14 protein-coding genes are annotated in these 15,148 nt (G+C 66.1%); 6 read left to right on the top strand and 8 right to left on the bottom strand.

Going from position 1 to position 15,148, the window contains the following annotated elements:
• The first annotated feature begins 68 nt into the window (after positions 1-68).
• Positions 69-950 (top strand): type IV toxin-antitoxin system AbiEi family antitoxin, encoded by an 882-nt coding sequence (locus tag Y900_RS11260; RefSeq protein ID WP_036341907.1) that lies wholly within the window; start codon positions 69-71, stop codon positions 948-950.
• Positions 951-983: 33 nt separating this feature from the next.
• On the opposite strand, the gene Y900_RS11255 is transcribed toward Y900_RS11260, so the two are convergent.
• Both Y900_RS11255 and Y900_RS11250 read right to left on the bottom strand, forming a co-directional pair.
• The gene (locus Y900_RS11255) at positions 984-1,694 is read right to left on the bottom strand and encodes a type 1 glutamine amidotransferase (RefSeq protein WP_036341906.1); all 711 of its coding nucleotides are present in this window, start codon (positions 1,692-1,694) and stop codon (positions 984-986) included.
• Positions 1,691-2,971, bottom strand: coding sequence for a Mur ligase family protein (locus Y900_RS11250; RefSeq protein WP_036341905.1), 1,281 nt, complete (start codon positions 2,969-2,971; stop codon positions 1,691-1,693). Before Y900_RS11250 ends, Y900_RS11255 begins: the two co-directional genes overlap by 4 nt.
• An 89-nt stretch (positions 2,972-3,060) precedes the next feature.
• Between Y900_RS11250 and Y900_RS11245 the strand changes: the two genes are divergently transcribed.
• The 3 genes from Y900_RS11245 (at position 3,061) to Y900_RS11235 (ending at position 6,735) form a co-directional block, all read left to right on the top strand.
• Positions 3,061-4,050, top strand: a complete 990-nt coding sequence (locus Y900_RS11245; protein ID WP_036341904.1) for a DEDDh family exonuclease — start codon at positions 3,061-3,063, stop codon at positions 4,048-4,050.
• Between the two features lie 41 nt (positions 4,051-4,091).
• Positions 4,092-6,407, top strand: coding sequence for a putative bifunctional diguanylate cyclase/phosphodiesterase (locus Y900_RS11240; protein WP_036341903.1), 2,316 nt, complete (start codon positions 4,092-4,094; stop codon positions 6,405-6,407).
• A gap of 121 nt (positions 6,408-6,528) precedes the next feature.
• Complete coding sequence (locus Y900_RS11235) at positions 6,529-6,735, top strand: hypothetical protein (RefSeq protein ID WP_036341902.1); 207 nt, start codon at positions 6,529-6,531, stop codon at positions 6,733-6,735.
• Between the two features lie 93 nt (positions 6,736-6,828).
• On the opposite strand, the gene Y900_RS11230 is transcribed toward Y900_RS11235, so the two are convergent.
• The 3 genes from Y900_RS11230 to Y900_RS11220 form a co-directional block, all read right to left on the bottom strand.
• A complete protein-coding gene (locus Y900_RS11230; RefSeq protein ID WP_036341901.1) occupies positions 6,829-7,215 on the bottom strand; it encodes an SHOCT domain-containing protein in 387 nt (128 codons plus the stop codon).
• A gap of 29 nt (positions 7,216-7,244) precedes the next feature.
• A complete protein-coding gene (leuA, locus tag Y900_RS11225) occupies positions 7,245-9,122 on the bottom strand; it encodes a 2-isopropylmalate synthase (protein ID WP_081845071.1) in 1,878 nt (625 codons plus the stop codon).
• A 124-nt stretch (positions 9,123-9,246) separates the two neighbouring features.
• Complete coding sequence (locus Y900_RS11220) at positions 9,247-9,801, bottom strand: TetR/AcrR family transcriptional regulator (protein WP_036341899.1); 555 nt, start codon at positions 9,799-9,801, stop codon at positions 9,247-9,249.
• A 65-nt stretch (positions 9,802-9,866) separates the two neighbouring features.
• On the opposite strand from Y900_RS11220, the gene Y900_RS11215 reads away from it, so the two are divergent.
• Together Y900_RS11215 and Y900_RS11210 are read left to right on the top strand one after the other, a co-directional pair.
• Positions 9,867-10,748 carry a TauD/TfdA dioxygenase family protein gene (locus Y900_RS11215; protein WP_036341898.1) on the top strand — a complete coding sequence of 294 codons (882 nt, stop codon included), beginning with the start codon at positions 9,867-9,869 and terminating at the stop codon, positions 10,746-10,748.
• 381 nt (positions 10,749-11,129) lie between these two features.
• On the top strand, positions 11,130-12,008 hold the full coding sequence (locus tag Y900_RS11210) for a hypothetical protein (RefSeq protein WP_036341897.1): 879 nt from the start codon (positions 11,130-11,132) through the stop codon (positions 12,006-12,008).
• Here Y900_RS11210 and Y900_RS11205 read toward each other — a convergent pair.
• Genes Y900_RS11205 through Y900_RS11195 form a run of 3 tightly spaced genes read right to left on the bottom strand, consistent with a single transcriptional unit; the run spans position 11,980 to position 15,147 of the window.
• A complete protein-coding gene (locus Y900_RS11205; protein ID WP_051660001.1) occupies positions 11,980-12,654 on the bottom strand; it encodes a helix-turn-helix domain-containing protein in 675 nt (224 codons plus the stop codon). The genes Y900_RS11210 and Y900_RS11205 overlap by 29 nt on opposite strands.
• Entirely contained in the window at positions 12,629-13,816 is a 1,188-nt protein-coding gene (locus Y900_RS11200; RefSeq protein ID WP_036341895.1) for an NAD(P)/FAD-dependent oxidoreductase, read from the bottom strand. The genes Y900_RS11205 and Y900_RS11200 overlap by 26 nt, the downstream gene beginning before the upstream one ends.
• Complete coding sequence (locus tag Y900_RS11195) at positions 13,813-15,147, bottom strand: FMN-binding glutamate synthase family protein (RefSeq protein ID WP_036341894.1); 1,335 nt, start codon at positions 15,145-15,147, stop codon at positions 13,813-13,815. The genes Y900_RS11200 and Y900_RS11195 overlap by 4 nt, the downstream gene beginning before the upstream one ends.
• Between the last annotated feature and the right edge of the window lies 1 nt (position 15,148).

Raw genomic sequence — 15,148 nt, 5'->3', positions numbered from 1 at the left:
AGTGCGAGTAGATCGCGACATTTCGTCGATCTCGGTGAGTTGTCGGACCCCGCGGCGACGATGCCGACATGACTGAAGTACTTCTCGGTAGGGAAGGGCTGGCCGGCGGCCTCTCCCGTCACGATCTGCAGCGTTGGTACCGGCAGATGTATCGAGGCGTCTACGTCCCGAAGTACGCCACGCCATCCATGCGCGACCGCGCGCTCGGTGCGTGGCTGTACACCGACCGAGCGGGTGTAATCGGCGGCGTAGCCGCCTCGGCATTGCACGGCGCCCAATGGGTCGACGACGACGTAGCGATCGAAGTGCTGGTGGGTGAACGACGACGACAACCTGGGCTGATAGTCCGGATGGATCGGGTGGGCGACGACGAAGTCACAACTGTGGGTGGCTTGCCGGTGACGTCTGTCGCGCGCACCGCCTTCGATATTGGTCGGTATCAGAAGCGCACGACGGCTCTCGCGCGGCTGGACGCGTTAATGCGCGTCGCACCAATCTGTTCCGAAAGTGTCGAACTGATTATGAAGCACTATGGCCCGGTTAGGGGTGTCCGGCAACTACGCGAACTCCTACCGTTGATCGATGCCGGGGCGGCATCCCCAAAAGAAAGCTGGCTTCGTCTCCTGCTGATCGACGGCGGACTGCCGAGACCCGAGACGCAAATTCCCGTGTTTGACGACGGAGTTCCTATCGCATACCTGGACATGGGTTACCGCGATCTCAAGCTGGCTTTCGAGTACGACGGCGACCAACACCGCAGCGATAGGCGTCAGTATGTGCGAGATATTCGCCGTCTACCGATGCTGGAGCGGCTCGGTTGGGAGGTCATTCGCGTCATCGCCGAAGACAGACCTGCCGAGGTTCTATCGCGCGCGAAGGAAGCGTATCTTCGCCGCGGCGGCGCCGAGATCGACGAAATGACGCGATCTACTCGAACTTTCGCTGCGTAATGTCGGTTTGGGCGCAAAAGAATGCGGGGCCGACTACATCCGGCGGGGGGCGACCAGGCGCTCGCGGCGCAGCTGCTCGACCTCGGGCAGCTCGAGAGGCTCCAGCGGCCCGACCACCCGCGACAGCAGCAGGTCGGCCAGCTCGGGATTGCGTGCCAAGCACGGCCCGTGCAGATAGGTCGCCACCACGCTGCCCTGCACGGCGCCGTCGTATCCGTCGCCTTCGCGGTTTCCCGCGCCCTTGACGACGGTCGCCAGCGGCCGGGCGTCAGGCCCTAAAACCGTTCCACCGCGGTGGTTTTCGAAACCGGTCAGCGGCTGGGTCAGCCCATCGATCAGTGGCGTGGACACCACCTCGCCGATCGTGCGCTTCTCCTGTGGCGAGGTCGTCACATCCAGCAGGCCCACCCCCTCGACCCGCTCACCGGCCGAGGTCTCATACCAGTGACCCAGCACCTGGATCGCCGCGCAGATCGCCAGCACGGGAGCGCCGCGGCCGGCGGCCCGCTGCAAACCCTGATGCGTCAGAAGGTGTTTGGTGGCCAGTCGCTGTGCATAGTCCTCGGCGCCGCCGAGGGTGTAGAGGTCCAGCGAGTCGGGCACCGGGTCGGCCAGCGTGATCTCGACGATCTCGGCCGGAATTCCGCGCAGCTGCAACCGTTTACGCAGCACGACAGCATTGCCGCCGTCGCCGTACGTGCCCATCACGTCGGGCAGCACCAGGCCGATCCGTACCGCGCTCATCGCTCTTCACCCCGAGTCGCTGCGCTCCCGCCCGCCGGGCGCATGTGCCCCAGGGTCCGAGTCAGCTGCAGGAACGCCGTGTAGTTCGCGACCACCTCGACGTGACCCTTCGGGCACGAGAAGATTGCGTCAATCGTGTTGTGCACCAACGTATGACTGACACCTGCATACCCGAGTCGCACCGCGAGGTCCGTTCCCCGCTCACCGGCGGCGACGACAGGTACATCCTCGAAATGTTCGAAGTTCACGTCCCACAACCAGGACAGGTCTTCCCCGTCGGGCACCTGACCGTTGACCGCGATCACCACCCCATCGGCACTCCTGTCGACCATCGACAGTGCCTCCTGCCATCCGGCTGGATTCTTGGCCAGCAGAATGCGCGCGGTGTGCTCGCCGATCGGCACGGTCTGGTAGCGGCCGGCGACCTCGTCCACCGTGCTGACGGCGGCCACCGCGGCAGCCGGATCCGCGCCCAACGCGACCGCGGCCGCTACCGCCTGGGTGGCATTGCCGCGGTTGACCGTGCCTGGCAGGGAGAGCCGCATCGGCAGCTCGAGCCCGTCCGGGCCGTGCAGATTGGTGTCGTCGTACCACCACTGCGGGGTCGGCCGTTTGAAATCGGTGCCGGTCGAATACCAGTCAACCCCGTCTCGGACGATCACCTCGCCGCTGCGTGGGCAGCTGACCGAGTCGTTGGCCCAGCCGCCGCCGGCGGCCACCCACACCACCTGGGGACAGTCGTAGGCCGCGGAGGTCATCAGGACGTCGTCGCAATTGGCGACGACGATCGCATCGGGGTGACGGGCCAACCCGGCGCGCAACGTCCGCTCGATGTGGTTGATCTCACCCACCCGGTCCAGCTGATCGCGGGACAGATTGAGCAGCACGATCACCGCCGGGTCCACCGCATCGGCGACGTGCGGCACATGCATCTCGTCCACCTCGAGGGCCGCCAGCGCCGCACCGCGGGTGCCGGCCAGCGCCGCCACCAGCCCGGCGTCCATGTTGGCGCCCTCGGCGTTGGTCGCCACCGGTCCCAGCGTGCTCAGCGCGGCCGCGGTCATCCTCGTCGTGGTGGATTTGCCATTTGTGCCGGTCACGACGACAGCGCGTCGGCCGGTCCCGAGTTGGCTCAGGATCGAGCGGTCCAGCGTCATCGCGACGAGGCCGCCGATCATGGCGCCGGCACCACGCCCGGTCGCCCGGGAAGCCCAGCGCGCGGCGGATCCGGCGGCCAGCGCGGCGCGCCCCCGCAGTGTCATGGTCGGCCTGGGCATCGGAAGGCAGTTTATGCGTGAAATGACGGCCGGGCCGACACGGATTCGATCTCCCGGGGACTGTCGGACCTGCGTGCCATCCTGACTGTGTGAGCCACACCTGGGGTCGACCAGCCCGCGAACCGGGGGACGGCTGGGTCGTGGTTGACGTCGAGACCTCGGGTTTTCGGCCTGGCCACGCCCGGGTCATCAGCCTCGCCGCGCTGGCGCTGGATCCGGACGGCCGTGTCGAGCATTCCGTGGTCAGCCTGCTCAATCCCGGAGTCGATCCCGGCCCCACCCACATTCATGGCCTCACCGCCGAGATGCTGGAAGATCAGCCGACGTTCGCCGACATCGCCCCCGATGTCATCGATCTCCTGCACGGCCGCACGCTGGTCGCCCACAACGTCGCGTTCGACTACGCGTTCCTGTCCAGCGAGGCTGAACTCGCCGAGACCGCGCTGCCCGTCGATACCGTCATGTGCACCGTCGAGCTTGCTCGCCGCCTCGACCTCGGCCTGGACAACCTGCGGCTCGAGACCCTGGCGCGGCACTGGGCCGTGCCGCAGACCCGCGCTCACGACGCCTTCGACGACGCGCTGGTGTTGTCCAGGGTGTTGAGCCCCGCGTTGCAGCGGGCCCGCGAGCGCGAGGTGTGGCTCCCGGTCCGGCCCGTCACCAGGCGCCGCTGGCCCAACGGCAGGGTCACCCACGACGAGCTGCGGCCACTGAAAATGCTGGCTTCCCGGATGCCCTGCCCGTACCAGAATCCGGGCCCGTACCGACGGGGTGCGCCCCTGGTGCAAGGCATGCGGGTCGCGTTGTCGGCCGAGGTGGATCGCACCCACGAAGAACTCGTGGAGCGCATCATCCACGCCGGGCTCGCCTACTCCGACGCCGTCGACCCGGAGACCTCGCTGGTCATCTGCAACGCGCGCACACCAGAACAGGGCAAGGGCTATCTGGCCCGAGAACTCGGGGTGCCGGTGGTCTCCGACCGGCATTTCATGGATTCGGTTGATTCAGTCGCACATGGCACCGGACTCGACGACTTCGCACCATCTGTCGACCAGGGTCAGCAGTTCGCCCTTTTCTAACTGGTCGCACCGTTAGCATCGTCCACCGAGGTGATGATGCCGTGGAGGATCGCAGGAGCCTGCTGCAGTCGGCCGTGCCCATCTTTCTGTCGGTGCTCAGTTGTCTGCTGCTCGCTTTGGGTTTCGCGTTCAAGTGGGGCGGTGAAAATGCCGTCCGCATCGTCGACGGGCTGGCTTTCGCCGCCTTCGGCGCCTACGCAGCGGCGTGCGCGGTCGTCGCGGCCCGCGCGGCTCACGGACGGAACCGCCTCGCCTGGACCACCATGGCCGTCGCGTTGTCGGCGTGGACCGCAGGTGAGTTGACGCGCGCGTACGTGACTCTGGTGTTGGAACGGAGCTTGTTCCCGTCGCCGGAGGACTTCCTGTACCTGATCTTCGTCGTGCTGGCCCCGATTGCTTTCCTGCAGTTCCCGGCCGAACCGACGCAGGGCTCACGCATCCGGCTGCTGTTCGATGCGTTGATCGTCGCCACGTCGCTGTTCCTGGTGTTGTGGGTGGTGGTGCTCGGCAACGTATATCAGGCCAGGGGAGTTGACAGCGCGGTGCAGGGGCGCGCGTTGTTGTACCCGTTGTTCATTCTGTTCGTGTTCGTCGGGGCGGTGGTGTTCGTCGTCCGGTCCGGCGCCGGCAACAGCGTCGTGATGTGGCTTCTCATGGGCGGGGTGACGCTGATGGCGTTCTCCGGAGTCGCGTTCGCCGTCCTGCAGGGTTCTCACCACTATCACCCCGGACACGTCACGAGTGTCGGCTGGGCGCTGGGAATGTCGTGCTTCGGCGCGGCCGCACTGTTGAGCCGCCGGCCGCGCCCGCCGGTGCCGCCCGCGCCGGTACCGCAGTCCTCGATCGCGCTGTGGCTGCCCTACGTGCCGCTGCTGATCGCAGGCACAGTAGCGCCGGCGATTGTGATGACCGGTCTGCTTCGGGTTCTGGTGCCCATCCTGATGACGCTCATCTGTGCCCGACAGGTCCTTTCGGGCTGGGAAAACCGGCGACTGCTCGCGGCCGCAGCCGATCAGGCGTTGCGTGACCCCTTGACCGGGCTGGCCAATCGCACGTTGTTCCAGGATCGGCTGGCGCACGCAATGGCATTGCGCGCCCGCGACAATCGGTGCGTGGCGGTGTTATCGCTGGATCTCGACGACTTCAAACTGATCAACGACAGCATGGGTCATCCAGCGGCCGACAACCTGCTGATCCGTGTCGGCGAGCGCATCGCGACATGTCTGCGAGCCGGCGATACCGTGGCACGGCTCGGCGGTGACGAATTCGCGTTGCTGCTCGAGGGCGACGTCGATGAGGCGCACCTGGTGTGCGAACGCGTGATCGCCGCATTCGACACCCCGTTCCTGATCGACGGACACGAGGTGCTGATGCATCCCAGCGCGGGTTTGGCCGTTGCGTCGTTGGTGGACAACAGCATCACGGCCGAAGATCTGGTGAAGCGTGCCGACACCGCGATGTACTTCGCAAAGCGGTCGCGTAATTCGACGGTGCACACATTCAGCTCGGACATGACGTTGCTTGATCCGGACATCGAGGAACTGGCCCGCGACGGGGAACCCCGCTCAGCCAAGAGCGGAGCCGAACAGGTGCGGTTGCTCGGCGAATTGCGCCGCACGATCGACCGCGGTGGCCTCGAGATGGTCTATCAACCCAAACTGGACCTCGGAACCGGACGCATCGCAGGTGTGGAAGCGCTGCTGCGCTGGCCGCACCCACGGCTGAATGTGCTTCGGCCAGGCGCGTTTATGCCGTTGATCCTGCGTCATGGGTTGATGCGACCGGTCACCGATCTGGTGTTCCGGAAGGTTCTCGATGACTGTGCGCGCTGGGTGTCGATGGGGTTGGACGTTCCGGTCGCGGTGAACCTGTTCGCGCCGCTGTTGCGCGACGCACGGCTGCCCGACACGGTGCGCCGGGTACTGCAGGAACGAAATCTGCCTGCCGGACTACTGACCATCGAAATCACCGAGGACCTCGTGCTCGACGAGGTGGGCCGGGTGACCGGCGTGCTGCAACAGCTGCGCGACGACGGGATCCGGATTGCGATCGACGACTTCGGGAGCGGCTATTCGGCTTTGAGCTACCTGCGTGATCTGCCGATAGACGAGGTGAAGTTCGATCGGCACTTCATCGCCTCGGTCGCGACGGACGCCAGGGCCGCGGCTGTGGTCAGCGCCGTGATCGATCTGACCCACAACCTCGGGATCACGGTGGTCGCCGAGGGTGTGGAGGACGCCGAAACCGCCTCATGGCTGCGCGAACACAGCTGCGACATCGGACAGGGCTACTACTTCTCACGGCCGGTCTCGTCGGCCGACATCTCGGAGCTGCTGGCAGCGCAAGCGCGGCAATAGGAACCCTCGCAGAATCCTGTGTATCTGTCGCCAATACCCTGAGGCGACGCTTTCTGCGAAATATGTTGGCGTACCGCTGAGTTGGGGCCTACTGACAACTTTTGTTGGCAGGAGGCTGAAGATGCACAACAAGACACTTGCCGCCACGATCGGTGCAGCGGCAATCGCGATGCTCGCGCTGTTCGCCGTCACCGACGGTGCCGGCGCGGCCACCACCCGCACCACGGCCGACTCGGGGCAGGAGTCGAAATTCCCTACCCCCACCCCGCCATCGCCTGCAGCGGTCTCCGGGGCTGTGACCACGACGACGGCGGTCGCGGCGCCCTGATCAGGCGGCCACGCCGGCATTCACGGTCGATCAACCCGACGGGTACGACCCAGCCGGGCTGATCGACCGCCTGCGTTACGCGGTGTCCGCCGACTAACTGAGGGCCTTGGCCTTCAGTGACTCGAACTCCTGCTGGGAGATGGTCCCGGCATCGAAGAGTTGCTTGGCGTGCTCGATCTCCTGTGCCGGAGAACGTCCGGCAGCCTCCCGGATATAGGCGTCGGTGTCCTTCTTCGCGGCCACCGCGGCTTCCCGGGCGCGTTCGGTCATGCCTCGACCGCGGGCGATCAGGTAGATCAGCGCGGTCAGCCATGGGAACACGATCAGGAATATCACCCAGACGGCCTTGATCCAGCCGGACGTCGTGTGGTCACGCCAGAACAGGTCCACCAGGATCTGGAACAGCACCAGCAGATAGGCGATCCAAGCGAAGATGATGAGGAAGTGCCACAAGAAATCCCACGTTGAGCCCCAGTCCATGACCTACTCCTTAAGTCGTCGGGAGAACGTTACGTTGTTGGGATGGCGCCGATTCGGGCGGCTCGATTCACCGCGGAGACCACGGCTCGCAGTGATGCCGTCGTGATCGACGTCGCGATGCCCACGCCCCACACCGTGCGCCCGCCGATGGACGCCTCGACGTAGGCGGCCGCGGCGGCCTCCTCGCCGGCCGACATCGCATGCTCGGAATAGTCCAGCACGCTGACGTCGAAACCGACTGTGCCCAACGCGTCGACGAACGCGGCCAGCGGTCCGTTGCCCTGGCCGGTGATCTCGGTCTCGGTGCCGTCGATCTTCACGACTGCCTCGATGACGTCCGTGCCACCGTCGACCTCGGCGCCGACCACCTTCTGGCGGATGCGCTCCAACGGCCGGATCGGGGACAGGTATTCGTCGGCGAACGCGTCCCACATCTCCTTGGGTGACACCTCGCCGCCCTCACCGTCGGTGATGGCCTGGATTGCCTGGGAGAACTCGATCTGGAGCCGGCGCGGCAGCACCAGGCCGTGGTCGGCCTTCATGATGTAGGCGACGCCACCCTTGCCGGACTGCGAGTTGACCCGGATGACGGCCTCGTAGGTGCGGCCGACGTCTTTGGGATCGATCGGCAGGTACGGGACCTGCCACAGGATGTCGTCGACATCCGAATCCGCTTCGTCGGCAGCAACTTTCATGGCATCCAGGCCCTTGTTGATGGCGTCCTGGTGGCTGCCGGAGAACGCGGTGTACACCAGGTCGCCGCCGTAGGGGTGGCGCTCGTGCACGGGCAGCTGGTTGCAGTACTCGACGGTGCGACGAATCTCGTCGATGTTGGAGAAGTCGATCTGCGGATCCACGCCGCGGGAGAACTGGTTCAGGCCCAGCGTCACCAGACAGACGTTGCCGGTGCGCTCGCCGTTGCCGAACAGGCAACCCTCGATACGGTCCGCGCCGGCCTGGTAGCCCAATTCTGCTGCGGCAACGGCGGTTCCCCGGTCGTTGTGCGGGTGCAGGCTCAGGATGATCGAGTCCCGCGGGGTCAGGTGCCGGTGCATCCACTCGATCGAGTCGGCATACACATTGGGCGTGGCCATCTCCACGGTCGCGGGCAGGTTGACGATCAGCGGCACGTCCGGGGTGGGCTGCACGATCTCGGCAACGGCGTTGCACACCTCGACTGCGTACTCCAGCTCAGTGCCCGTATACGACTCGGGGGAGTACTCGAATCGCCATTGGGTGCCGGGATATTTAGCCGCTTCCGCTACGCACAGCTTGGCGCCGTCGGTGGCGATCTTCTTGACGGCGTCGCGATCGGCCCGAAACACCACGCGGCGCTGCAGGATGGACGTCGAGTTGTAGAAGTGCACGATCGCTCGCGGCGCTCCAGCGCACGCCTCGAAGGTGCGGGTGATCAACTCGGGGCGGCACTGAGTCAGCACCTGGATGGTGACGTCGTCGGGGATGGCGCCCTGCTCGATGATCTCGCGGACGAAGTCGAAATCGGTCTGGCTGGCCGACGGGAAACCGACCTCGATCTCCTTGTAGCCCATGTTGACCAGCAGCTCGAACATGCGGCGCTTGCGGGCCGGACTCATCGGGTCGATCAGGGCCTGGTTGCCGTCGCGCAGGTCGACCGCACACCACAGGGGTGCATGCTCGATGACCCTGTCCGGCCACGTGCGGTCCGGCAGGGTGACTGGCTCGACTTCCTCAGCGAACGAGCGGTACCGGTCGACCGGCATCGAGGAGTTGCGCTGGGTGTTCCAGGAGGGCTGGCCATCTCGTCGCGGGCCGGCGGGGGTGGAGATGGTGCGGGCAGATACGTAGGCGTCGACTGAATCAAAGGACGGCTTGTTGGTGGTCACGATTGGCTCCGGGTGTCTTGGATTGGATTCAGACCGGCGCATCGCGAAACACCCGCGACGGGAAGCCAGTCTGGATCAGACCCCGTCGCGGCGTCCGAGGAGGAGCACCCGCTGCACAATTCGGTACTGTACTCCCGCCACGCCAGCTGGCCAAAGTCGGATTTCGTCACTGCTTCTGACCGGACTTGGTCATCGCAGCGATGGCACCGGCTATCGATTGCGCCAGTTCCTCGTCGGTGAGGTCGTCCAACCCGGCCGAGGCCCGCAGGAAATCTCCGAACAGGCGCCAGCCGAGTTGGAGTGCGTTGATATGCGCGACCGCGAGCCGCGCCGCATGCTCGGTGGAGTAACGCGCCCGCATCTGTTCGATGAGGTCGGACACGTTGGGAAACCGGGTCTGAAGCTGACCCGCGGGGTAGCCATCCAAGCTGGCCCGGGCGATCACCCGCAGCTGCCGATCGATCGCCGCCTCGACCTCACTGCCGGCAGCCCCGGCTGCCAGCATGTCGGCCAGCTGCGCGCCGAGATGGTCGAGTACCGCGCCGATCAGGCGGTCCTTGGACCCGAAGTGCCGGTGAATCAGGCCATGGTTGACGCCGGCTTTGGCGGCGATGTCACGAATAGAGGTCGCAGCCGGCCCACGTTCGGCGAACAGATCGGCGGCGGCGGCCAAAGTCACAGCCACTACCTCGTCACGCCCCCTTGCACCCCCTGTAGTCATCCGACTACATTAGCGGAACACAGACTGTAGACAGTTGACTACACGCGCTTGAAGAGGACACGCCCATGACCGCGATCTCGGTGACCAGACTCGGCAGCAAGATCGGCGCCACGATCGACGGCGTCCGGCTCGGTGGCGACCTCGACGCAACAATCGCCGACGAGATCTATCAAGCGCTGCTGACCTACAAGGTGGTATTCATCCGGGGACAGCACCATCTCGACGACCAGCAGCAGGAAGCCTTCGGCCGGCTCCTGGGTACACCCGTTGGGCACCCGACCATCCGGCACGCCGACGCCGACAAGCCGCTGATCCAGCCGATCGATTCCGAATGGGGCAAGGCGACCCAATGGCATACCGACGTCACCTTCACAGCCGACTATCCCAAGGCGTCGATCCTGCGCGCGGTGACGCTGCCCAGCTATGGCGGCTCCACTCTGTGGGCCTCGACCGTGGCCGCATACGACGCGCTGCCCGTGCCGTTGCGCGCACTTGCCGACAACGTGTGGGCCGTGCACAGCAACCGGTTCGACTACGCGGCCCCTGGGGCTAAGGCCGGCGCCGTGGAGGCTCGGGCGTTCGTCGCCCCGGATTTCCGGACCGAGCACCCGGTGGTGCGGGTACATCCCGAGACAGGTCAGCGCGCACTGTTGCTCGGCGGCTTCGCTCGCCAACTCGTCGGTCTGGACAGTCATGACTCGGCGACACTCATCGAGTTGCTACAGCGTCGAATCACTCAGCCGGAGAACGCGATTCGTTGGTGTTGGCAGCCCGGTGACGTCGCGATCTGGGACAACCGCGCCACCCAGCATCGCGCTGTCGACGACTACGACGACCAGCGTCGTGTGATGCACCGGGTGACCCTGGCCGGCGATGTCCCGGTAGCCATAGACGGGCAGACCAGCCGCGGCATCGGTGAGTCCAATTCTGGTGCGGTAGCGGCCTGAGCGCGGCCGCGGGGCTGCTGGCCGGAAGTCCAGCTGTTGAACTTGCGTGTGCAAGTATCGTCCAGCCCGAGAAGCGCCTGATGATTTCTGCGCCATGCGGCAGGGGGTTCGTCGATCGGTTTGTGCTCGGGGTGGGCAATTCGGACGGGCCCGTTCGTCGCTCGGTTGCCGGTGGTCGGGCGAATTCTGTTAAGGGGGATTCCTGTCGACTCGTCTCATCGAGGCGTCGCCGGGATATCCGAGACAGAACATCGTTGCGGCCGGGGCCGGGGACGTAGCGCTCGGGGACGTAGCGCTAGCCAAGTCGCCGCCCAATCCGCGCCGGGGAATTCGCCGACACGCTAAATTGACGATGATGCAAGCCGCGACCGGGAGTCCTTCGTGCAACTGAGCGTTCGCTCCATGCTCGCGACCGGGCTGTCGCTGACGGCGGCCGCGACCATCGCGCTGGCGCCACTACCCACCGATCCGCAGCCGGCTACGCGTGCCGTCCCGGTCGTCCTCACCGGCGCGTGGCAGACCCTGCAGGAGAATGTCCAGGCCGATATCGCCAATCTCGCGTCGATGGTCGTCAATTACCCACCCGCGCCGATCTTGACCCAGGTGGCGGAAAACTTCACCACCTATTCGCACTGGCTCGTCGGGCAGGATGGCGGCACCCCCCTGAAGATCGTGCAGACCATGGGTGATCACGCCGCGGCGGCGGCCGGCGTGATGGCCACCCTCGCGGTGATGGCGCCGCTCAGCTTGATCGGCCCCTTCATCGCTCCCGGCGTCATGATCGCGCAGTTGATCGCCGACACCGCCAAATACCCGTCCACCCCGGAGACCGTGTTGCAGGCGTTCATCGATGCGCCCGCGGTCTACCTCAACACCACGTTGAATTGCTGCTCCACCCCGCTCTTTCAGCTGGCCTTCGGACTGCTGAATCCGGGGCCGCTCGGCTACCTGCTGTCATTCGGGCCGTCGATCGCCAAAGCGCTGCAGATAACGCCTCCCGCGCAGCCCGCGCAGCCCGTCGCTGCCACCACGCCCCAGCGGTCCGCTCCGTCCGCGGTCGCTTCGCCGTCGGAGGCCACGAATCCGGCTGTCGGTCAGAGCCGACGGTCGGCGTCGGTCACCGGTGCGCAGCAGAGCGTCGCACCGAGCGCTGCGAAGCCGCCCAACGCGTCGCGCAAGGCCGCCGGCGCCGGCGCCCCAAAGGTGGCCTCGGGCGGCAAGGGCCGGTCGGCTAGACCTGGGAGTCAGGAAACGCGATAACCGACAGGAATCGGATCGGCACTTCGATCAGATCCGCGGGACCGTGCGCGCCCTCACCATCGATCTGCAGCGAATCGCCGGGATGCAGCCGGTACACCGAGCGGCTGTGGGCGTAGTCCATGACGCCCTCGAGCACGTAGATGAACTCGGTGCCGGGATGCTGGAACAGGGGATAGGTCGTGCTCTTCTCCGACAGGGTGACCAGCAGGCATTCCAGTCGCTTGTGCTCGCCGCGCAGCGATCCGAGCAATTCGTACTCGTGGCCGGCCCTCGTGCCGTTGCGCACGATCCGCGCCCCGGTACCCGCCTTGACGAAGGCCGCCTGCCGCTCCACGTCGGCGCCACGGAACAGCGTGCTCACCGGTACGTCGAAACCCTTGGCCAGCAAAGCCAGAGTGGACAGGCTCGGCGAGGTCTGCACGTTCTCGATCTTGCTCATCATCGCCTTCGAGATCCCGACCCTGCTCGCCATGTCGGCGACGGAGAACCCCAGCTGCTGGCGTAGCTGCCGCACATTGCGGGCGATCGCGGTCTCGAACTCCACGTCCGCGACCGGCTCGTGCGGGTCGCGGTCGCGGGCGGTTCCCGATTGGTTGCGGAGCAGATCGGTCACAAGTGCACTATCGCATCTGCCCCGCACCCACATACGGATACGGGCTCTTCAGTAACTCCCCCTCGGCGAAGCGGGACAGCCGGAAATCGGTCTCGGGTATCCGAGGGTCACTGCTGCGGCCGTCGACAAGGAGGTCGGCTACCAGGCGCCCGACGGCAGGCGCGATCTTGAACCCGTGACCGCTGAACCCGGCAGCCACGAACAGCCCGTCGCGGCCGCTGGCGGAAATGACCGGGTTCCAATCCGGTGTGACGTCGTAACACCCGGCGTAGCTCGACGTGATCGCGGCGGCGGTGAAGCCGGGGAAACGGGTGCCGACCTTGTCGACGGTGAGATCGATGAAGTCTTCGGTGGCCCGGTTTAGGTAATCGTCCGGATCGGCGGTCAGCACGTCGGAAAGGTCACTGTTGCCGAACAGCACATCGCCGCCGACCTCGGGACGTACGTATTGCAGTGACACCAGATCGGAGAACACCGGCACCGGTCCCAGATCGACACCGGGCGAGATCATCACAATCTGCTCGCGGACCACCCGGATCGGCACGTCGACTCCGTAGGGCGCCAGAAACGGCTGGGTCCAGACTCCGGTGGCGACCACGACGCTACCCGCGCTGACTTGCGTGCCGTCGGCCAAGCGCACCCCGGTGACGGTGTCACCGTCGGTCAGCAGTCCGGTGACGCTGGCGCCCTGCCGGATTCGTACACCGCTCGCCCGGGCGGCGAGGGCGAACGCCTGTGCGGTCTGGTAGGCGTCGCCGTACCCGCCACGCGCCTCCCAACCGAACGCGGCGAATGGCGACAGGTCGGCACACGGCCACAGTCGGGCCACCTCGGCGGCATCGATCTCTTCGGTCTGCACACCGACGGCGCGCTGTGCGGCCATGCTGCTCCGCAGGGAGCCGACGTTGGGTTCACCGACGCCGACGACATATCCCGTTTGGCGGAACCCGATGTCGTCGCCGAAGATCTCATGGGCTTTCTCGAACACCTCCAGGCCGACGGTGGCCATCGCGGCCAGCGAGCTCACTCCGTAGTGGCAGCGCACGATACCGCTGGACTTTCCGGTCATCCCGGAGCCCACGGTATTACGTTCGAGGACAACGACATCGGTGATTCCGCGTTGGCTCAATGCCCAGGCGGCGGCGCACCCCTCGATTCCGCCGCCGACGATGACGACTTCGGCGGTCTCGGTCACAGCCCCGCTCCGGGAATCCACGACGTACCCGCCAGCGGCACCCGCGCCATCGCGGCGGCCTCGATGGTCACCGCGACGAGGTCTTCGGGTTCCAGGTGCAGCAGGTGTGCCTTACCGCACGCGCGCGCGATGGTCTGGGCCTCCATGGTCAGCACCCGCAGGTAATTGGCCAGGCGGCGACCGCCCTCGATCGGGTCGAGTCGGGCCGCAAGCTCGGGATCCTGGGTGCTGATACCGGCCGGGTCGCGACCGTCTTGGAAGTCGTCGTAGAAACCGGCTGCGCTACCGAGCTTTTCGTATTCGGCAGCGTACTTCGGGTCGTTGTCCCCCAGCGCGATCAGCGCCGCGGTACCGATCGCCACCGCGTCGGCGCCCAGGGCCATCGCCTTGGCGACGTCGGCCCCGGTCCGAATTCCGCCCGACACGATCAGCTGCACCTTGCGATGCACGCCGAGTTCGGAGAGTGCCTGCACCGCTTGTGGAACCGCGGCCAACGTGGGGATGCCGACATGCTCGATGAACACGTCCTGAGTGGCCGCGGTGCCCCCCTGCATACCGTCGACGACGACTACGTCAGCGCCCGCCGCCACCGCCAATTTCACGTCGTAGTAGGTGCGGGTGGCGCCGACCTTGACGTAGATCGGCTTCTCCCAGTCGGTGAGCTCGCGCAGTTCGTTGATCTTGATGGTCAGGTCGTCTGGCCCGGTCCAGTCCGGATGCCTGCAGGCGGAGCGCTGGTCGATGCCTTCGGGGAGTGTCCGCATACCGGCCACCCGTTCGGAGATCTTCTGTCCCAGCAGCATTCCGCCGCCACCGGGCTTGGCGCCCTGGCCGAGCACGACCTCGATGGCGTCGGCTTTGCGGAGATCGTCGGGGTTCATCCCGTACCGCGACGGAAGGTATTGGTAGACGAGAGTTTTCGACTGTCCGCGTTCTTCCGGGGTCATACCGCCGTCGCCGGTGGTGGTCGACGTGCCGACCTCGCTGGCGCCGCGACCGAGCGCCTCCTTGGCCGGCCCGGACAACGCGCCGAATGACATGCCCGCGATTGTCACCGGGATGTCCAGGTGCAGTGGGTGTTTGGCGTGTCGGTCGCCGAGTACGACGTCGGTACCGCATCGCTCGCGGTAGCCCTCCAGCGGGTAGCGCGACATCGATGCGCCGAGGAACAGCAGGTCGTCGAAGTGGGGGAGTGCGCGTTTGGCGCCCCAGCCGCGGATGTCGTAGATACCGGTGTCGGCGGCTCGTTGGATGCCGGCGATCGTGGCCCGGTCGAAGGTTGCTGACTCGCGCAGGCCGAGGCGGGCGCGGTCGTCTTCTGCGTATGTCAAT

The organism is Mycolicibacterium aromaticivorans JS19b1 = JCM 16368, from assembly GCF_000559085.1.
GTDB lineage: Bacteria > Actinomycetota > Actinomycetes > Mycobacteriales > Mycobacteriaceae > Mycobacterium > Mycobacterium aromaticivorans.
Note: the sequence above shows the minus strand (reverse complement) of the source record. Positions and strands in the feature narration are given on the sequence as shown.